This window comes from Nonomuraea solani, from assembly GCF_900108335.1.
Lineage (GTDB): Bacteria > Actinomycetota > Actinomycetes > Streptosporangiales > Streptosporangiaceae > Nonomuraea > Nonomuraea solani.
The window spans coordinates 22,532-41,662 of the sequence record NZ_FNVT01000032.1 but is presented as its reverse complement, the minus strand read 5'-3'; the positions used below and the strand labels follow the sequence as shown (position 1 = coordinate 41,662).

The following is a 19,131-nucleotide window of genomic DNA, read 5'->3' as shown; positions in this document are numbered from 1 at the left end:
CCGATCCGCCACACTCTTCAGGTCATAACCACCGATCCCACCATCGGTCGAGGAATAGACCGGCGTAAACGTGGCGCCGCTGCCGCGCTTGAGGATGTGAACGGTCCCGGCCCCCGGCCGATACACCAGCAGATGGTCCAGCTTGCCGGAATGCTCGTAGTCGAACGCCACCACCTGATCCCGGGCGTCCTTCAGGTCATAACCACCGATCCCGGTCGAACTAGATCCTTCCGTACGGAAGGACGTGGTGGGCTCGGCCGCGACCGAGCTGATCCAGCTCGCCAGATCGTCCACCCGTACCGCGTTGGCACCGCGCGGCCCGTTGTCAGCCGCGCCAAGGCAGCCCCCCTGCCCCGCACCGGAGCTGAGCCCGACGAGCTCCGGGCGACTCCCGCCCGTACGGAAGACCGGCGCGCCCGCGTCGCCCTGACAGGCGCTCACGTCGCTGCCGTTCGCTCCGGTCCAACCGAACGAGCCGGCCGCCACGGCCCCGGCCACGACCGGCGCGGCCTGCAGCCGGTTGGGCGCCCACACGCCGGCGCTCCGGCCATACCCGGCGACCTGCAGCGCGTTCCCGGCGGCGGGAACGGTGGAGCTGACCGCGACCGGCGTGACGTCGAGCACCCGCAACGACAACCGGACCAGCACGACATCCCGGTCGCGGTGCGGGTGGATCCAGTCCGCGGGCAGCACCCGCCCGCCCGAACCGAACAGGTCGGCCCTGCCGACCGTCACCGTCGTCGCCACCTTCGGCGCCCCGCTCGTGACGGGCTGCCCATCGGAGGCGAAACAACTGGTGGTGGTGATCACCCACTGCGGGCTGACCAAGGCGCCGGTGCACCCGTGCGCCTCGCCGACGTTCACCTTCGCCACGAAACCCCACGTGCCGTCGGCGACCGGGCTCCCGCCTTTCACCGCATGGGCCGGTGTCGCTCCCGCCCAGAGCACGACTGAAGAGACAGCCATCAATAACGAGAGGGCTGTGATGTGTAATAACCGGATCATTCGCTGGAGGTTCACTGCACGATTGTGAAAGACCGGTTCTGGGCGAACCAGGGTATCTACCGGACATATGGCGGACACTTGCTCAGCGAGATTTCCCCAGGTCAACCCATAAATTTCGGCCGTGGCGCCGGCCACGGCGAACAAACAGAAAGCCAGACATCGCCGAGGCGCCGCCCACACCGTCACCGACATGGCCCGCAAGATCACCGAGGCCCTCGGCGCCGCTTGATGTGATGGCTATCCCTTGGGGGCGAGTCTTCGGGCGACGTCCTCGCGGGTCGTGGATGGCAGCAGGGATAGCAGGCGGTCGCGGCTGGAAGGTGGGCAATGCATGAGCAAGGCGGCGATCGTGGCGGACGGGAGGCGGGTCAGCGCCTGACCCGCCGGGCCCTCCGGCATCGCGGCTACGGCGAGGCCGGTCTGCCGGGTGTCGATGGTGGCCATCGCTTCAAGGGCCGCCGCGGAATGCCGGTCGTGCATGTGGCCGAGCATGCGGCCGCGGTGGTGGGGGTCCATCGCCAGTACGACTCCGGCCACCAAGTTCGGGTCCCGTACCTGGTCCAGGAGCCAGGCGACGCGGTACGGGAGCAGCATTTGCAGGATCTTCGCGCTCTTTGCCGCATCGCGGCACAGTTCCTCCACCGCGGCGGTGGTGAACAGTTGCCACTGCTGGGCGAGGAGGATCGCTGCCTCGGCGGCGGGCAGGGCGAGGATCATCGAGCCTCTTTCCGCCGCTTCGGCGCCGGCGATCGTCCGGCGCACGTGGCCGCCGTTCGCCAGGGGAGGCGGAGGTGGTTGGGGGGCGGGGGCCTGCCGCGGCACCGTCACGGGGGCTCTTCTGGGGGGCTGTCGCAGGCGGTGTGCCAGCTCGGCGGCCGTCATTCTGTTGGCCGGGCTCTTGGCCAGCAGGCGGTTGATCGTCGACTTGAGGCCGGCCGCCCGGGTCATAGGGTCCGGGGGAAGTGCGAGGATGGCGAACTTGGTGGCTTCCGAGGTGCTCCGGTGGAAGGGGGGACGTCCCTCCAGGGCCGTGTAGAGGGTGGCGCCGAGCGACCACAGGTCGGCCGCGCCGTCCACCGGGATGCCTCGCAACCGTTCAGGAGCGATGAAGTCCGGGGTGCCGATCACCTGACCGAGCGCGGTAAGACGCCCGTGGCCCTCGATGGCGGCGATGCCGAAGTCCACCAGGACGACCTCGCCGGAGGCGGTGATCAGGATGTTGTCCGGCTTCACGTCGCGGTGGAAGACCCCCACCGCGTGCGCGGCCGCGAGTGCGGCGACCGCCTGGGCGCCGATTCGTGCCACTTCGTGCTCGGGCAGGGGGCTCTGTTCGATCAGGGCGCCGAGTACGGTGCCCCGGACGTAGTCCATGACGATCCATGGGCCGTCAGGGGCGTCGAGCACGTCATGGACGCGGACGATGCCGGGGTGGTCGATCCGGGCCAGGGCCCGGGCCTCCTGTTCGGCGCGCGCCGTCAGCTCTGGCAGGCGGCCGACGTCCGCGCGTACCTGTTTGAGTGCCACCACCCGATCGAGCTTGCCGTCGCGGCCGCGCCACACCCGGCCCATGCCGCCGGTGCCCAGTTGCGCCTCGATGACGAAGCGGCCGGCGACGCGCTCACCAATCATCGTTCAGTCCGGCGTACGAGGTCCGCTCGCGGTCGTCCGTCCGGGAGCCGCGGTTGTCACGGAGGTTGCGCAGTGACTCGTCCTCGAAGCTCCGGTCCGCGGGGTGCGGGATGGCGGCGGGTTCGTGGAGGATTTCGGTACGAGGTTCGTCCGCTACGTACGGCCGGGTCGTGCCGTCCCGCCAAGAGGCGCGGCGCGGCCGGTCCGCCTCGTAGATCTGGTCGATGGCGTCGTTGACCTCCCGCTTCTCCAGCGCGACCAGGATCTTGTCGTAGTTTCCGGGCCGCTGCATCAGCTTGACGAGGACCGGCAGGCACTCGATGAGCAGGATGAACAGGAACAGCAAGGTCCGGGCCATGTTGAGGGTCGCGTTGTCCTGCGACACCCTGCCGAGCGCCTCAAGCCGCAGCATCAGGCCGTCGGAGCCCTGGATCTCGGCGGCGAAGCCGTCCCTGAGCCCGCCCTGCTGCTTGGTCAGTTTGCCCAGCTCGATCTGTACGTTGCGCAGGTCACGCTCAGCCTGGGCCAGCCGGCTCGCCTTGCCGGCCTCCTGGTTGTCGCCGAGTTGTTTGCGGCGCAGCGCCATCTGCTGGTCGATGTCCTTGACCCGGTCGTCGGCGGTTCTGTACGCCCTCTCCGCCGCGTCCGCCAGAGGCCCGGCCCCCTTCTTGGCGCATTTGGGCGGCCCGACGTACAGCTGGCACTGCCATTCCTGGTAGAACTTGTCGCGCTGCTTCACCGCCTGGTCGTGCGACTTGCGCAGTTCGCGGACCCGCGGATCGGCCGCCGGGTCGAGCGTGACCTCCCCGCGCGAGGCGATCACGGCCTGCAGGGCCGCCGCCGACTTCTCCAGCTCGGCGATGCGCCGGCCGGTCTCGCCGCCCTGCTGCGCGCTGGTGAACGCGTCGGCCTTCTCCTGCTGGATGTCGACGATCTCGGCGTCGATCTCGGGCTTGAAGATCTGCAGGACCAGCGGCGTGGAGATGACGGCGCCCAGCAGCAGCGCGAGCAGCACCCGGGGCAGGGCCAGCCAGAAGCGCCGTCCGCCCTGTGCCGGCAGGGAGGTGACGAGCCACCGGTCCAGGCTCAGGATCGCCACACCCCAGACGATGCCGATCAGGACGGCGAGCACCACGAACACCTTGAGCGCCGAGGCGAGCGCGAACGTCATGGAGATGGCGGCGACGCAGGCCGTGGTCAGGATGGCGCCGCCCAGGCCGTGAAACCTGGCGCGCTCCCCCCTGCACCGCTCAAGCACATCCGGGCGGGCACCCGACAGGACAATCAGCCATCTACCGATCACGCGCGGCTCCCCTACGCCCTACCCCGTGAGTAATCCACTGACTACCATAAACAATCGGCAATCTTGATTTATCACAAGAGGATAGATGTCAACTACGGGAAGTCACCACCTCTTACAGATCCTGACAAAGCGGACAAAGCTCCATGTAACCCAGTAAAGGTACGAAACGGGCGGGGAATCTTTGCACCATTTCCGTGGCGATCTCGCCGATCTGATCGTCTCGTTCAGGGAACGGCTGGCCGTCGTGGAGATCGACGCCGCCGGAATACGGATCTACGAAGTTCGTGCCGACGAGGTCGGTACGCCCTACCACCTGCGCAGAGCCGCCGCCAAGTGGTCCACCTTGACCGCCTCCGGCGACGAGGTCTTCGACGCGGTGCTCCGGATCGCCGGGGATCTGATCTCCGCCGACGAGGACGACCCCGTGATCGTGGTGCGGTCCGCCGACGGACACGAGCAGGAGGCGGCGCTGCGCGCGCTGCGGCAGCGGCGACCGTCGGCTCAGGTCGTCGAGGCGTCCGGGGTCAAGCTCGCGGAGTTGCTCCCGGAGCTGATCGCCGAGGCACCCCTGCGGCACGCGTACGACCTGATCGTGGCCAGGGAACGCGCGGACGACGGCCGGCTCGAACTGGTGGGACGGCGGCTCTTCGGCCCCGGCGCGAAGCCCGGGGACGACGCCCAGGTGACCATCACGTGCACCGACGCGGGCGGTGTGCTGCTCGCGGTCTCCGCCTGGCAGGGTCTGCTCCAGCCTTCGGACCTGGTGTCGGTCGACCACGCGCCGCTGCCGCCCGGGCCGCATCGGCTGCGGGCGGTGCTGGAGCGGCCCGGCGTCGTCCGCTTTCCCGAGGTCCACGGTCTGCGGCCGGACAGCCGTCCGTGGACGGAGGTGGTGGCCACGGTGCCGGCCGTACTGCCGCCCGCGCCTCGGCAGGCGCACCTGGTGTGCGCCATCGAGACGGCGGGGACGCCGAAGGAGTTCGAGGATCGCTGCCACTGGGCCGGCTACGTCATCGACCTGCTGACCGAGCAGCACCTTCAGGTGTCCGTCGTGGGATACGGCACCCACGTGTTCGGCACCAGGCACGCGGACCGGACGCGGCCGACGGTGGCCCTCTGGTCCGGCTCGACGGCGCAGGCGCGGGCCGCTCTGGAGTCCCTGCGACCTACCGCGCCGACGTACCCGAAGGCCGCCCAGGTCGAGGACCTGCTCGCGGAGGTGCGCGACCGGCTGCTCCCTCAGCCGGACGGCACGCGTACGGCGCTGCTCACCATCGGGGCGCGGCCGCCGCATCCGCCGCGGGGCGGCCTCGACCGCGTGCCGCCCTGCCCGGCGCGGCACGACTGGCTGGCGCTGCTGCGCGATCTGGAGCAGCGCCACGACTTCAGGAGCGCGGCCATCTGCGACAGCCCTTCGCCCTCCTGGGGTCGGCTCGGCTCGGCCGCGCTGTTCCAGGTGGACGCGGTGAACGCCGAGGAACTCGTGGTCCGGCTCGGCCTGGTGGCGTCGTCCGCCGCGCTTTCTCTTCCCTTCGTCTCCCAGAATGAGGACATCGGTGGTCGACAGTGACTCCGTCCCCGGCGAGCCCGACATCGCGATGTGGGGGGCTTCGGGCAGTGGCAAGACCGCCTTTCTGGCGGCGCTGAGCATCGCGCTCAACAAGGCTCGCGACGCGGGCTGGCGGCTCATCGGGGAGAACCCGGTGTCCCGTACCGAATTGGCGAAACTGCGCGACACCCTGCTGCAGGCGCGTACGTTCCCCGCCCCAACCGAGGCGCTCACCCACTACAGCTGGATGATCATCGGCCCGGCGGCACAGCGCAGGCGATGGTGGTGGCCGTGGGCGACGCACGTGGCGAAGGCGCCGAAGTTCAAGCTCGACTTCCTGGATCTGCGCGGAGACCTGTACGCCGAATCAGAGTCCAACATCGATAAGAAGGCCCTGGTCGACAGCCTGGTCAAGAGCCGTGGGCTGATTTACATGTTCGACCCCGACCGCGAGGCCAGGGTCGGCGACGCCTTCAAACATCTGGACGCCGCACTGCACGAGGTCGCCGGGCGCATGCTCGTCGGCGACGAGTTCGAAGACGGCAAACTGCCGCACCACATCGCGGTCTGCATCACCAAGTACGACGATCCGAAGGTTTTGCGCATCGCGATGGAAGAGGGGTTCGCGGAGCGGGATCCCGGCGATGAGCTGCGCATTCCCCGGGTGCCCGAGGAGCGGGTCCCCGATTTCTTCCGGCTGCTGTGCCGGGAGGCCCACGACCACAACGCGGAGATGATCCTCGACCTGATCGAGGCGTTCTTCCATCGCGACCGCATCAAATACTTCGTGACTTCTTCGGTGGGCCTGTTCATCGATGAGGATCTCGGCCGTTTCGATCCGGACGATTTCCTGAACGTCATCGACAATGCGAACGGCGGGCTGACGATCCGGGGAGCCGTCCGTCCCATGAACGTCATGGAGCCCGTGATCTGGCTCGGCCGCATGATCCGGCCCGGCGCGATGAGGAGCAGGCGATGGGATGGCTGACCGCCCACTGGGCGATCCTCGGCAAGACGCCGGAGAGCCTGGACGACTACGGCGTGATCGCCTGCAGCTCGGGCGCGATCACCAGCGCGGAGTTCGGCATGTGGCTGAAGGCGTTCACCTCCGGCACCATGGAGCCCAAGGCCCTCCCCCGGGTGGCGACCAGCCATTTCACCATCGGTCCTGACAAAGAGCCCTGGCTGGGGCTGTCCCTGCAGACCGAGCCGGAGTCCCAGGACGGCTTCCAGCGCCCGTACGCGATGACGTACTACGCCTGCGTACGCTGGGCCGACGTCGCCTCCGAGTCGACCAGGCTGTCGTACCGTGCCCTGTACGAGGCGCTGGCAAAGGAGGATTTTTCCGGCGGCGACGCGCCCTTCCTGCTCTCCCCCTCCGCGTACGACGAGCGTCAGCTCGCCGGCGCGGTGAACGGCACGGCCCGGCGGGCGGCGGCGCTGCTGCTCACCGGGCGGCCGGTCTGCGTGGTGCGGGCCGGCCATCTGCCGCTGGAGAAACGGCTGGACTTCCTGGACGCCGTGGCGGCGCTGCTCCCGTACGGCTTCCGCCCCACGCTGGCGGCCTCCACCTGGACCAACAGCGCCTCCCGGCACCGGATCCGCCTCTCCTTCGCCGAGGTGCCGCCCACTCACGGAGCGTGGGAGTTGCCCTGGGAGGACGACGACCCGCCGGAGGCGTACCCGCCCCAGGCCCTGCTCTACGAGAAGGAGCTGGCCCGCTATCGGGGCGCCGACCTGCAGGAGCTGATGAGGTGGCTCACCACGTTGGCGGAACCGCGCGACTTCGACGACGCGTCCCACCGCGCCGCCGCCTCCGAGCTGCTCCAAGCCGGTGCCGCCGCGCGGCTCTCGGTGGAGCAGTTGCTGCACCAGTGCCGTGAGAGCATCGCGAACGGCGAGGAGCGGCAGCTCGGTGTCCTCACCACGCAACTGGCCCGCAAACGGGTGCCTGACAAGGATCGCAAGACGTACCGCATGCTCATCAGGACGAATCCCATCCGCCCGCCCCAGAAGCTGGCCGATTCGGTCGTCGTGCGGACCTTCTTCGAGACCCTGCTGCGGCTGCTGTACGCGTCGCCGATGCACGCGGCCGACGTCGAGGAGGTGCTGGTCGATCTGGGTGGCCGGCGCCGGGCCCTCCCACCGGCGCTGGTCGCCGCGCTGAGCGGGCTCCTGCCGCGAAGCTCCCCCTCGGGGAGGTTGCTCATCGCGAGCCTGCTGGGCTCCGAGCGGCTGCGCACGATCCTCGACGGCATGTCGGAGGACGAGCTGTTCCACGTCGCCGTCCAGTCCCGCAACCGCAAGGTGCTGGACATCGTCATCGCCGAGGCGGACCGCCGTGCCCTGCCCACCGATCCGCGCGCCATGGAGGCCGTCAAATACGCGCTGATGCGGCACCGCTACCTCATCGAGGCGATCGGCTCAGGCTTCGCCGCCGAGGAGAGCGTTCTCTACTACCAGAACGTGCTCCGGGTGAGCCACCGCCGCCGGCTCACCTCGGCGGACATCGAAGAGATCCTCGCCGACCTGGACCGCCCGCCCCAGACCTTCCTGCTCGCGATCGTGGCCCAGAGCGCGCCCGGAACGGCCTCGACCCTGCTGTACGCGCTGGCGGGCGGCGCGATACGCGAATTCGGCCTGACCGGAACGTCCGTCGCCGGCAGCGTCAAGGCCGGCCTCGACCGGATGACCGCGCCCGAGGAGAAGTGGCGGCCCGGGAAGGTCCTCATCGGCGCGTCGATCATCGTCGCCATCGCAGCGGCCATCGCCCTGTGGCTGTGGCTCTGACTCAGCGCAGGTGAGCGGCCGTCCAGCAGTCCACCGCGCCGGGCCTGCCGCACCCCGTCAGAGTATCGAGCACCTTGCTCAGGGCCGCCGTCCTGGCGTTGCCGGGCTGGTTGGTCTGCTGGTGCGGGTCGGTGACGGTGTTGTAGTACTCGGGTTTCGGATCGCCCTCGTACTCCACATAGAGCTCCCCGGCCGTGCGAACGGCGTTGTACGAGGGCGGCTGCGCGTTGCCCTTTTTGAGGCGGTCGGCGTCGGGGTCGGGCCGTGGGCCGCCGGAGTTCGGCTTGACGTGCTCGATCAGCGCCGCGTCGCGCCAGTCGGCGACCTTCCGGCCCTGGATGAGGGGCAGCAGGCTACGCCCGTCGCGGTTGACCGCGTCGATTCCGGCCATGTCGAGGAAGGTCGCGAACAGGTCCACGTTCTGGGCGATGGCGTTGGTCACGACGCGGCCCTGCCGGCCCGTGGCCGGACGCTTGACCAGCAGCGGCACCCGTACGTCGTGGTCGTAGGCGGTGGACTTCCCGCGCACGAGACGGTGCTGCCCGAGGTGGAAGCCGTTGTCGCTGGCGAACACGACATAGGTGTTCCGCTTCTCGGCGTCGGTCAGCGTGGACAGGACCCGCCCCACCATGTCGTCGACCGACTGCACCATGCGGATCCGGTCGCGGAAGTCCTCGCGAAGCTGCTGGACGCGCTTCGCGCCGATCGGCTCCCGGCGGACCCAGGAGGGTTTGTCGGTGGTGTCCTCGTTGAACGCGGGCAGGCGGGCCACGTCGATGCCGTTACAGTCGTGGCCGCCGCAGTCTCCGTGGGGGAGCTTTTCGCTAGGGCGGTCACGCCGCGCGGGCGGGAAGCGCGGCTCCTTGTCGCCGGGCTTGAAGTCGACCCTGTTGTGCGGTGAGAAGGACGAGACCTGGAGGAAGAACGGCTCGCCGGGGGCGTACTTCCTGGACCGCTCGATGAAGCCCGCCGCGCGCCGGCCCAGCTCGTCCACCAGGTATTCGCCCCCGGAGGGATCGATCGACCGCACGCCCTTTTCCTTGATGTAGCGGGTGAGCCGGTAGTCGACCTCGCTGTATCCGCCGCCGGCGGAGACGTGCCACTCGTCCCAGCCGGGCGGCACCTGGTAGCCGGGGCCCGCCGGATACTCGTTGATGTATTTGCCGAGGTAGCCCGTGCGATATCCGGCTTGGTGGAGTGAACGGGCATACGTCCTGCCCTCGTGCTTCGCGAACGCCCGGTAACCGCCGCGATCGTAGCCCTGGTTGGTCCGTACGCCCGTGTTGTGCGGGAACTCACCGGTGAACATCGAGGCCCGGGACGGGCAGCAGAGCGAGTCGGAGACGTAGTAGTCGGTGAACGTGGCGCCGCCGTCGGCCAGGCCGCCGACCGTGTCCATGTACGGGAGCAGGTCGGCTGACATGTCGTCGACGAGGAAGAAGATGATGTTCGGCCGCTTGGGCTCGGCCGCCCCGGCGCTCGCGGGGAACGCCAAGATCAAGGCGAGAGCCACCGCCAGGCTTCTCCTGATATTTCCGGACATCGGCATGGCCGACAGTAATACCAGACAAAACGCCCAAATGGTATTAGACGGGATGGGCGAACAATGGCGCAACCTTGAGTGGTGCTATAACTACTCTCCGTAGCCAACTCTTCCCGAAGGAGCACACGCATGCGCCTGACCCGTGCGGCGCTGGCCGCCCTGGCCACCGTCCTGCTGTCGGCACAACCCGCCCTGGCCACGGCCCCGCCCGGCTCCCCCGGCGGCGGCTGCCTCGCCGAAGGGCAGATCGGCAGTTACCTCTCCAAGGAGGGCAGCGCGAAGGCCACCTTCTCCCCCGAGTTCCTCGGCGAGCTGATGAGGGTCGGGGTCAGGTTCGAGACGCTGGACCCGATCGTGATGGTCGACGGCGGCACCGCCGCCCGGATGCCCGTGGGTGAGCGGTACGACAACATCGAGACGCCCAGCGGGCGGGTCTGCTACCCCGGCGGGTTCCGTTTCGTCAACGACGCGACGGGCGTGACGTACGAGATCGACACCTTCTGGGTGCTGTTCGCGGCCATGGGTGACAGCAGGTTCTTCGCCACCCCGACCGTCAACGGGCGGCCCCGGCCCGGCGGCGAGCTGGCCATGGTCAACTTCAGCGTCCCGCAGGCCCTGACCCCGGGCAACTTCGTCCCGCACAACGGCGGCATCGGCCCGCTGAAGGTCGTCCTGTCCATGGACCGAGGCTGGTCGGCGGATCTCAACAAGGAGCTCGGTACGGCGTTCCGTGGCGGCACGCACTGGGCCGATCTGGACATCGCCTGGCGGGGCCTGCCGAGCCGGCCCATCCCATCGGGCGCCTCTGTCGGCATGCTCGGACTGAAGACGATGAGCGACGCCGTCCAGGGTGGAAGTGGCGGCTCCGGGCTGCCGAGGCCGAACACTCTCTTCTAAACCCCGGCGACCACTCAGACCAACTCTTGAAGATCGCTTTACAGAGCGTTACCGATTCACTACTTTGAGCATGTCATCGCAGGTCAGAGGCGCTTCATCAGGCCTCTTGTCGACGGAAGGTCGATAACTGTGCGTGCTCTTGTTCGCATCGCCCGAACGCTCGCGATCAGCGCCGCCGTACTCGCGGCCGCACCGGTCTCCCCCGCCCACGCCGGCCCGTTCCCGCCGATCCCCGGCGCCAAGTCCATTCAGCCGCCCAGCGCGTCCTGCTTCCAGTTCCCGTACTTCGGCCCGAAGGGGCACGCGAACTTCGACTTCGGGCCCGACATCGTCCGGCTCTTCGACGAGCGCGGCATAGAGGTGGAGGGCCTCGAGCCCATCGAGGCCAAGCCCGGCAACAAGGGCATCTACATGCCCATCGGGTGGAAGCAGGATCACATCGACCCGTGCAACGGCGTCTACTACCCCGGCGGCTTCGTCGTCAATGACGTCAAGAGCGGGCACACGGTCGCCATCCACGACATCTACCTGCGCGCCGACGGTGCCCACGCGCAGGTGGATGTCGACGGCCAGCCTCAGGGCGAGCAGCTCGTGGCCACGTACAAGCTGCAGGAATTCGCCCCGAACGTGCCCACGCCCCGTCCGCTCGAAGGTGGCATCGGACCCAAGTACTGGCCCTTCTACGTCAGCGCCTACCTCAGCCAGACGGTCAAGGAGCTGACCGGCATCCCGCTGGGCGAGGGCGACTACCTGGCCAATCTCGACGCGGTCGTCCAGTACGTGCCGTAGGCGACATCCCCGACACCGGGCCGTGCCCTCGCGGGCGCGGCCCGTACTCGCGAATCGAGAGACAGATGAGACTGACCACGTGGACATGGATCGCCGGCGGCTCCGTCGCCGTCCTGGCGACCACGATGCTCCTCGGCCCCGCGATGCGTCCGAGCACGGCGACCAGCCACTGGGACGCCCCCGCCACCACCGTCAACAAGCAGATCGACGCCACAGACCTGTACGCCTTCACCAGCCCGGAACGTCAGGACACGGTCACCATCGTGGCCAACTACATCCCTTTCCAGGCGCCGCACAAGCCGTACCAGTTCGACACCGACGCCCGCTACGAGGTGCACGTCGACAACACCGGCACCGGCAAGGCCGCCATCACCTACCGCTGGACCTTCGCCAACAAGGGCGCGCCGGTGCCCTCGTTCATCCGCAAACGCGAGCACAAGGCCGGCCCGCTGGACGCCCTGGTCGAGCAGAGCTACACGCTGACCCGGCTGCGCGACGGCAAGTCGGAGACCCTGGTCCGCGACGGGTACGCCGCCCCCACCGACATGGGCGCCCCCGGCTACGCCTCGGTCCGTGGCAAGGCCGTCCGCGACCTGCCGGGCGGCGGCAAGGTGTTCACCGGCACGGCCGCCGACCCGTTCTACTCCGACAACCACGCCGTCAACATGCTCAGGTTCGGGCTCCCGTTCTTCCCCGTGAAGACCGGCGTGCCGCTGAACGTCAGCTCCCTGGCCCTGCAACTCCCCAAGTCGGAGCTGGCACTCGGCGGCGACCCGGCCCGCAACCCGGTCATCGGCGTCTGGACCACCGCCTCCCGCAAGGCGAGCGGCCTGCTCGGCTCGGGCTCGGCCGACTACAAGCAGGTCTCGCGGCTCGGTAACCCCAACTTCAACGAAGTGATCATCCCGCTCAAGCAGCGCGACCACTTCAACACCCTGCGGCCGGACGGCGACGAGAGCGGCGGCCTCGTCGTGCCGTCCACGCTCGACCCCGGCCAGGCCAAGGTCGTCGCCAAGCAGGCCGGCGTCACCGCGCCGCCGGCCCCGCGCAAGGACCTGGAGCAGATCTACCTCACCGGCCTCACCGCGCGGGGAGACGGGCCGATCAAGCAGGACCTCAACTCCCACCTGCTCAACCAGGACGCCCCGCGCGTCGCCAAGGCGGAGGAACTGCGGCTCAACATGGGCACGCCCGTCGCCGCCGAACCCGACAAGTACGGCATCCTCAAGGGCGACGCCCAGGGCTATCCCAACGGCCGCCGCCTCATCGACGACGTCGTGACCGTCAACCTGCGGATGCTCCTGGGCGAACCCGCCGGCCGGGGCGCGCCGGGCCTCATCGCCGAGGACAACCCCGCGTTCCTGCTCAAACCCATCACCGGCAGCTTCCCCTACCTGGCACTGCCCATCACCGCCACCGGCTGATTCCAAGGACATCCGATCAGATGAGTCGCGTACGGCGATTGCTGCCCCTGCTGGGATGCGTGCTGCTGGGCGGCGTCCTGCTGACCCTGTACGCTCCCGGCGGACTCCTGCGCCGGGACGAGCCGCCTCCCACGCCGGTGGGCTGGTCACCGTACGATCTGGCCGGATCGATCGAGGCCGCCCAGACGCACCTGCGCCGTCATCCCGACGACGCGGCGGTCTGGGCGAGCCTCGGGAACATGTACCTGGAGCAGGCCCGCCGCACCACGGACGCCGCCTACTACGACAAGGCCCAGGGCGCGTTCGAACGTTCGCTGCGCCGGCCGACCGGCGACGGGGAGCCGTACATCGACGCCGTGATCGGCATGGGCGCCCTGGCCAACGCGCGGCACGACTTCGCCGGCGCGGTCGGCTGGGCCGAACGCGCCCGCAAGGCCGCGCCGTTCCGCTGGGCCCTGTACGGCGTGCTCACCGACGCCCACCTCGAACTCGGCCAGTACGAACAGGCCGAGACCACGCTGCGCCGCATGCTCAATGGCCGCCCCGACCTCGCCTCCTTCACCAGGGCCGCCCGCCTGGAACACCTGCGCGGCCGGCCCGGCCCCGCCCGCGACCTGCTCCGCCGCGCCTGCGCGATCCCCGGCGACCCCACCGAGTACGCCTTCTGCCAGGGGCAACTCGGCGAGCTCGCCTGGAACAACGGCGACCCGCGTACCGCGCTCGCCGCCTACACCCAGGCGCTGGCCGCCGACCCCGAACACGCGCCCGCCCGCGCGGGCAAGGCGCGCGCGGAGGCCGCGCTCGGCAACACCGACCAGGCCCTGCGCGACTACGCCACCGCCGTCGCCCGTGCCCCGTCGTTCGTCGTCGAGTACGGGGAGCTGCTCGAACACCTCGGCGACGAGGACGGGGCCAGGCGGCAGTACGCCGTCTTCACGGCCCAGCAGAAACTGAACGCCGACAACCTGGCCATGGGTACGTTCGAGGCGAACCACGGCAACGCGGACACCGCAGTGCGATACCTGAAGGCGGAATGGAAGCGGCGCCGGAGCGTCGAGGTCGCCGACGCGCTCGGCTGGGCGCTGCACCGGGCCGGCCATTCCGCCGAGGCCGCCGCGTACGCCGTCCGCGCCGACGCGCTCGGCGGGCGTAACGCGCTGTTCGCCTACCACCGGGGCGAGATCGAGCACGCGCTCGGGCACAGCGCTGCCGCCCGTACCCACCTGACCAGGGCGTTGTCCATCAACCCGCACTTCTCACCGGCCGGGGCGGCGCGGGCGCGGGCCCTGCTGGCGGAGAAGCCATGATCACGGCCCTCGCCGCCGTGGTGCTGGCCGCGCATCCGCTGGGCAACTTCAGCATCAACCACTACGACGGGCTGACGATCCACCGCGACCGGATCGAGCTGCTCGCGATCGTGGATCTCGCCGAGATCCCCACTCTGCAACAGCCGCCCGCCCTTCACGATTGTGCCTCGTTGCGTGAGGCCACCCGCTCTCAGGCCGGTGGACAGTCGCTGACCTGGCGGGTGACCGACGCCTCCGCTACTTATCAGCCGGGCGCCGCCGGCCTGCGGACCAGCAGGCTGACGTGCCGTCTGACCGCACCCGTGCGCATCGACCGGCCGGTCGCCCTGACCTTCGCGAACGCCTATCGCGGTGACACCGTGGGCTGGCGGGAGATCACGGCCGAGGGCGACGGCGTGCGCCTGCGCGGCTCCACCGTTCCCGCTCAGAGTGTGTCCGGCGAGCTTCGGAAATACCCCGCCGACCTGCTCACCTCACCGCTCGACGTACGGGAGGCGCGCTTGACGGCGGAGCCGGGCGACGGCTTTGCCGCTTCGGCGGACGCGCCGGGCGTGGACGCCGTCACCCGCTACACCGGTCTGCTGGCCGACCGGCTCAACACGCTGATCGGCGGCGACCGGCTGACCGTGCCGCTCGGGCTGCTGGCTCTGCTGTTGTCGCTGGTGCTGGGCGCCGTACACGCGGCGATGCCCGGTCACGGCAAGACCGTCATGGCCGCCTACCTCGCCGGACGGCAAGGGCGGCTGCGGGACGCCGTCACCGTCGCGGCCACGGTCACCGTCACGCACACGGCGGGCGTGCTGGTGCTGGGGGTGCTGGTCGCGGTCGGCAGCGCGATCGCCGGTGAGGTGGTGCTGGGCTGGCTCGGCGTGGCCAGCGGGCTTCTCATCGCCGTGATCGGCGCCGGTCTGCTCCGCTCCGCTTTCCGGCCCCATCATGGTCACGGCCATGGTCACCGGTCGGGTGGGGTCGTGGCGCTGGCGGTGGCCGGTGGGCTGGTGCCCAGTCCGTCCGCCCTGGTGGTGCTGCTCGGTGCGATGGCGCTGGGACGTACCGCGTTCGGCGTCCTGACCGTGGTGTGTTACGGGCTCGGCATGGCGCTCACTTTGCTGATCACGGCGCTCACCCTGCGCAGGCTGGGCACGCTCACCCTGGCCGGGCGCATGCGGCGCTTTCGCCCCTACACCGCCGTCATGACCGCCGCGCTCGTCCTGCTCGTGGGCACGGGGGTCACGCTGCGCGCGGCGGCCGCTCTCATCTGAACGCTCGTGTCAGCGGCCGCGTCAGGGCGGCGACAGCCCGGTATCAGAGGGGTCGGCGATCGTAGACCCATCAACGACTTTGAAGGAGCACACGAACCATGTCGATCACCCTCACCGACCAGGACCAGCTCACCCTCCGCACCGCCGCCTGGGGCGCCGTCTCCCTGATGTCCGCCGCCGGCGCCGCCGGCTCAGCCCACAAGGTCGCCACCCACGGCTCCATCGCCCTCACCTCCGCCACCGGCGCCATCGGACACATCCTCGCCAAAGCACCCAAGGGCATCAAGTACGGCAAGACCGTCGCCGAACTCGCCGACCAGGTCCTGCCCGCCCTCACCGCCTCCATGACCCTGCTCAACCAGCAGGACCGAGCGGAAGCTGACAACTTCCGCAGCACCGTCATCGTCGCCATCGACGCCGCCACCCACACCCAGCCCGGCCCCACCGTCGCCGACATGGCCCGCAAGATCACCGAGGCCCTCGACGCTCACCGCTGACGCTGCATGGACAGGGCCTGCCGCCAGTGTTCGGCCGCCTGCCCCATGTCGTGGCCGAGCAGTGCGAAGAACTGGCTGGTGGTGCGGAGCCGGTCGCCGGTGGGGGTGTCGGTGCCGAAGATCCCGGCGCCGTGCCGGGCGGTGTCGGCCCAGATCGCGATCGACCTGGCGCTGGCCGCCCAGGTGCGGTACCAGACGTCGACGTCGACCAGGTATCGCACCCGGCGCGCCTCGCGCTCCCGGGCGATCATCCCCCGCTGCTCCAGCCACTTGGTGGCATTGGAGATCGTCGCCGGGCTGACGTGGAGTTGCCGGACGAGCTCCGTGGCGGTCAGGCTGCCGCCCTCGCTGAGGAACAGCGCCGCGAACACCCTGGCGGTCATGGGCGCCATCCCGCCCTCGATCATCATCGCGATGAACTGTTCCTCGAACTCCCGGACCGTACGCACGTCACGGTTGTCGGTGGTGTGCGGAACGTCGGCGTGGGGAGCGCGTTTGCGGCGGCGGGCGCGCCAGTTCGTCGCATGCTGCGCGCGGGCCGCCCGGTAGTCGTGCGCGCCGCCGTTCCTGGCGATCTCGCGGGTGACGGTGGACCTGGACCGTCCCAGCCGGCGGGCGATCTCCGCGTACGCCAGGCCGGCCGCCAGCCCTTCGGCGATGCGGCGACGATCCTCGGCCGTCAACCGGTCTCCCGGCATGTCATCCTCCCTGCGTTGCACTCATCTACAAGCTTGTTGCACCAATAAATGGCCTTCTACCTGCACAGATAATTTCTTCGAGTTGTCTCATCTCAGAATACAAACCTACCGTTACCCCCATGGAAAAGGTCATTCTCCTCACGGGCGCCTCCGCCGGCATCGGCAAGGCCACCGCCCTCGAACTCATCCGCGCCGGCCACATCGTGTACGGCGCCGCGCGGCGCGTACAGAAGATGGACGACCTCCGCGAAGCCGGTGGACACGCCCTGGCGCTGGACGCCCGCCGGCCGGAAGATCTGGAACGCGCCGTCGCCGCCGTCGTCGAGGAGCAGGGACGCATCGACGTCCTGATCAACAATGCCGGCACCGTCCTGCACGGCGCGGCCGAGGACATCCCCATCGTCCTGGCGCGTGACCAGTTCGAGGTCAACGTCTTCGCACCGGCCCGGCTGACCCAGCTCGTCCTGCCGTACATGCGCGAACAGGGCTCCGGCACGATCGTCAACGTCTCCTCCATCGGCGGCGAGATCGCGCTCCCGCTCGGCTGCTGGTACTACGCGAGCAAGCACGCGCTGGAGGCCTACTCCGACTCCTTGCGCATGGAGGTGGAGCCGTTCGGCATCGACGTCGTGATCATCCAGCCCGGCATCATCAAGACCGAGTTCGAAGACCGTACGGCACAGGACCTTCGTGACATCTCCGGCGCGACCGCGTACGGACAGATGGCCGAGGCCATGGCCAGACAGGCCGAGGCGCAGCTCGGCGAGAACAGCCAGGGCAGCGACCCCGGCGTCGTCGCCACCGCGATCCGGCAGGCCATCGAGGCCGCCAAGCCCGAGACGCGGTACGCGGTCGGCTGGACGGCCGAGCAGCTCCTGGAGCTCAACAGGACGCTGACGGACCGCGAGTTCGACAAGCTCGTCATGAACGCCACGAAGTAGGCCCCCGCCATGTCGCACCATCGATGGTGGGCGCTCACCGCGCTCGTCCTCACGTCGCTGGCCGTGGGCTTCGACGTGACCATCCTGAATCTGGCCCTGCCGAGCATGGCCAGGGACCTGCACGCCGACAACGCCCAATTGCAGTGGTTCGTCACCGTCTACACGCTGGTGCTCGCCGCCGGCATGATCCCGGCGGGAATGATCGGTGACCGCTTGGGCCGCAAGAAGACGCTCCTGATTGCGCTGGTCATCTTCGGCGTCAGCTCACTGGCCGCCGCCTACGCCCCCTCGACCGGGGTCTTCATCGCGGCGCGTGCCGTGCTGGGGCTGGGCGCGGCGCTCATCATGCCCACGATGCTGGCGCTGATCCCGACGATGTTCACCGCTGAGGAGCGGCCGAAGGCGATCGGGACGCTGGCGGGCGCCTCGCTGCTGGCCTTTCCCATCGGCCCGATCCTGGGCGGCTGGCTGCTGAACCACTTCTGGTGGGGCTCGGTCTTCCTGATCAACATTCCCGTGGTCGTGCTGGCGCTCCTCGCGGTCGCCGCCTGGCTGCCCGAATCGGCGCGGGAGCGCCGCCGGCGGATCGACGTGGGCGGCGTGGTGCTGTCGAGCGCGGCGCTGACGGCGTTGACGTACGGCCTCATCGAGATCGGTGAGCGAGGCTGGACCGATGCCGCCGTGTTCGGGCCGATTCTCGGCGGGGTGGCCGCGCTGGTGCTGTTCGTGCTCTGGGAACGACGGGTCGACGCGCCGCTGGTGGACCTCGCGCTGTTCGCCAACGCGCGCTTCACCGTCGGCACCGTGCTGGCTACGCTCGTCAACTTCACCATGTTCGGTGTCCTGTTCGCGCTGCCGCAGTACTTCCAGGCGAACCTGGGGGCGGACGCGATGGGCAGCAGCCTGCGACTGCTGCCGCTCATCGCCGGGCTGCTCGTCGGGATGGGGACGGCGGGCCGGCTGAGCGGGCTGATCGGCCCCAAACTCGCGGTCGGCCTGGGGTTCGCGCTGCTCACTGGGGCTCTGTTCTGGGGTTCCACCACTGGTACGGGCAGCGGCACCGTGCTGGCGGCCTCGTGGACCGCCATGTACGGACTTGGGCTCGGCTGTGTCCTGCCCACGGTCATGGACGCGGCGCTGGGCACCCTGTCGCCCGCCAACGCCGGTGTCGGCGCCGCGGTGAACCAGTCCATCCGTACCCTGGGCGGCAGTTTCGGCGCGGCGGTGCTGGGCTCGATCCTGACGTCCGCCTATCGGGCCGGGGTGCCGGAGCAGGCCCGCGAGAGCGTCTTCGCCGGGCTGGCCGCCGCCCGATCCACCGGGTCCGCGACCTTGGAAGGTACGGTCCGCGCCGCCTTCGTCCATGGCCTGGACCTCGTCCTGGCCGTCAGCGGCGGCCTCGGCGTCGTCGGTGTCCTCCTCGCTCTGGCTTGGCTGCCCGGTAGGACATGTCCGGTTCGTGATGAGGTCATGGGCCTTCGGTGACACGGTCTCTGG

The 19,131-nt window shown here is 69.5% G+C and carries 16 protein-coding genes; 11 read left to right on the top strand and 5 right to left on the bottom strand.

Going from position 1 to position 19,131, the window contains the following annotated elements; translation table 11 throughout:
- From C4V41_RS54920 to C4V41_RS54910, 3 genes are all read right to left on the bottom strand, one after another.
- On the bottom strand, nucleotides 1-1,197 hold a 1,197-nt coding region (locus C4V41_RS54920), incomplete at its 3' end, for a S1 family peptidase (protein ID WP_146104196.1).
- A gap of 45 nt (nucleotides 1,198-1,242) precedes the next feature.
- A complete protein-coding gene (locus C4V41_RS54915; protein ID WP_103964044.1) occupies nucleotides 1,243-2,634 on the bottom strand; it encodes a serine/threonine-protein kinase in 1,392 nt (463 codons plus the stop codon).
- Nucleotides 2,624-3,937, bottom strand: a complete 1,314-nt coding sequence (locus C4V41_RS54910; protein WP_103964043.1) for a DUF4407 domain-containing protein — start codon at nucleotides 3,935-3,937, stop codon at nucleotides 2,624-2,626. Before C4V41_RS54910 ends, C4V41_RS54915 begins: the two co-directional genes overlap by 11 nt.
- A gap of 181 nt (nucleotides 3,938-4,118) precedes the next feature.
- Between C4V41_RS54910 and C4V41_RS54905 the strand changes: the two genes are divergently transcribed.
- From C4V41_RS54905 to C4V41_RS54895, 3 genes are read left to right on the top strand one after another with little or no spacing between them, the layout of a single operon-like run.
- Nucleotides 4,119-5,507: a hypothetical protein gene (locus C4V41_RS54905; RefSeq protein WP_103964042.1), complete on the top strand. Its 1,389-nt coding sequence runs from the start codon at nucleotides 4,119-4,121 to the stop codon at nucleotides 5,505-5,507.
- Nucleotides 5,494-6,474 (top strand): hypothetical protein, encoded by a 981-nt coding sequence (locus C4V41_RS54900; protein WP_103964041.1) that lies wholly within the window; start codon nucleotides 5,494-5,496, stop codon nucleotides 6,472-6,474. The genes C4V41_RS54905 and C4V41_RS54900 overlap by 14 nt, the downstream gene beginning before the upstream one ends.
- Nucleotides 6,462-8,276: a hypothetical protein gene (locus C4V41_RS54895; protein WP_103964040.1), complete on the top strand. Its 1,815-nt coding sequence runs from the start codon at nucleotides 6,462-6,464 to the stop codon at nucleotides 8,274-8,276. The genes C4V41_RS54900 and C4V41_RS54895 overlap by 13 nt, the downstream gene beginning before the upstream one ends.
- A 1-nt stretch (nucleotide 8,277) precedes the next feature.
- On the opposite strand, the gene C4V41_RS54890 is transcribed toward C4V41_RS54895, so the two are convergent.
- Nucleotides 8,278-9,789 carry a sulfatase family protein gene (locus C4V41_RS54890; RefSeq protein WP_160150729.1) on the bottom strand — a complete coding sequence of 504 codons (1,512 nt, stop codon included), beginning with the start codon at nucleotides 9,787-9,789 and terminating at the stop codon, nucleotides 8,278-8,280.
- A gap of 159 nt (nucleotides 9,790-9,948) precedes the next feature.
- Between C4V41_RS54890 and C4V41_RS54885 the strand changes: the two genes are divergently transcribed.
- The 6 genes from C4V41_RS54885 (at nucleotide 9,949) to C4V41_RS54860 (ending at nucleotide 15,995) form a co-directional block, all read left to right on the top strand.
- Nucleotides 9,949-10,716: a hypothetical protein gene (locus C4V41_RS54885; RefSeq protein ID WP_103964038.1), complete on the top strand. Its 768-nt coding sequence runs from the start codon at nucleotides 9,949-9,951 to the stop codon at nucleotides 10,714-10,716.
- Nucleotides 10,717-10,845: 129 nt separating this feature from the next.
- Entirely contained in the window at nucleotides 10,846-11,505 is a 660-nt protein-coding gene (locus C4V41_RS54880) for a hypothetical protein (RefSeq protein ID WP_200824916.1), read from the top strand.
- A gap of 65 nt (nucleotides 11,506-11,570) precedes the next feature.
- A complete protein-coding gene (locus C4V41_RS54875; RefSeq protein ID WP_103964037.1) occupies nucleotides 11,571-12,929 on the top strand; it encodes a DUF4331 domain-containing protein in 1,359 nt (452 codons plus the stop codon).
- A gap of 20 nt (nucleotides 12,930-12,949) precedes the next feature.
- Nucleotides 12,950-14,236 (top strand): tetratricopeptide repeat protein, encoded by a 1,287-nt coding sequence (locus C4V41_RS54870; RefSeq protein ID WP_103964036.1) that lies wholly within the window; start codon nucleotides 12,950-12,952, stop codon nucleotides 14,234-14,236.
- The gene (locus tag C4V41_RS54865) at nucleotides 14,233-15,498 is read left to right on the top strand and encodes a High-affinity nickel-transporter (RefSeq protein WP_103964035.1); all 1,266 of its coding nucleotides are present in this window, start codon (nucleotides 14,233-14,235) and stop codon (nucleotides 15,496-15,498) included. The genes C4V41_RS54870 and C4V41_RS54865 overlap by 4 nt, the downstream gene beginning before the upstream one ends.
- A gap of 98 nt (nucleotides 15,499-15,596) precedes the next feature.
- Nucleotides 15,597-15,995 carry a hypothetical protein gene (locus C4V41_RS54860; protein WP_103964034.1) on the top strand — a complete coding sequence of 133 codons (399 nt, stop codon included), beginning with the start codon at nucleotides 15,597-15,599 and terminating at the stop codon, nucleotides 15,993-15,995.
- On the opposite strand, the gene C4V41_RS66335 is transcribed toward C4V41_RS54860, so the two are convergent.
- The gene (locus C4V41_RS66335) at nucleotides 15,986-16,693 is read right to left on the bottom strand and encodes a GbsR/MarR family transcriptional regulator (protein ID WP_103964033.1); all 708 of its coding nucleotides are present in this window, start codon (nucleotides 16,691-16,693) and stop codon (nucleotides 15,986-15,988) included. The two genes, C4V41_RS54860 and C4V41_RS66335, sit on opposite strands and share 10 nt — an antisense overlap.
- Before the next feature lie 119 nt (nucleotides 16,694-16,812).
- On the opposite strand from C4V41_RS66335, the gene C4V41_RS54850 reads away from it, so the two are divergent.
- Nucleotides 16,813-17,634, top strand: a complete 822-nt coding sequence (locus C4V41_RS54850; RefSeq protein ID WP_103964032.1) for an oxidoreductase — start codon at nucleotides 16,813-16,815, stop codon at nucleotides 17,632-17,634.
- Between the two features lie 9 nt (nucleotides 17,635-17,643).
- Nucleotides 17,644-19,119 carry an MFS transporter gene (locus C4V41_RS54845; protein ID WP_103964031.1) on the top strand — a complete coding sequence of 492 codons (1,476 nt, stop codon included), beginning with the start codon at nucleotides 17,644-17,646 and terminating at the stop codon, nucleotides 19,117-19,119.
- The last annotated feature ends 12 nt before the right edge of the window (nucleotides 19,120-19,131 follow it).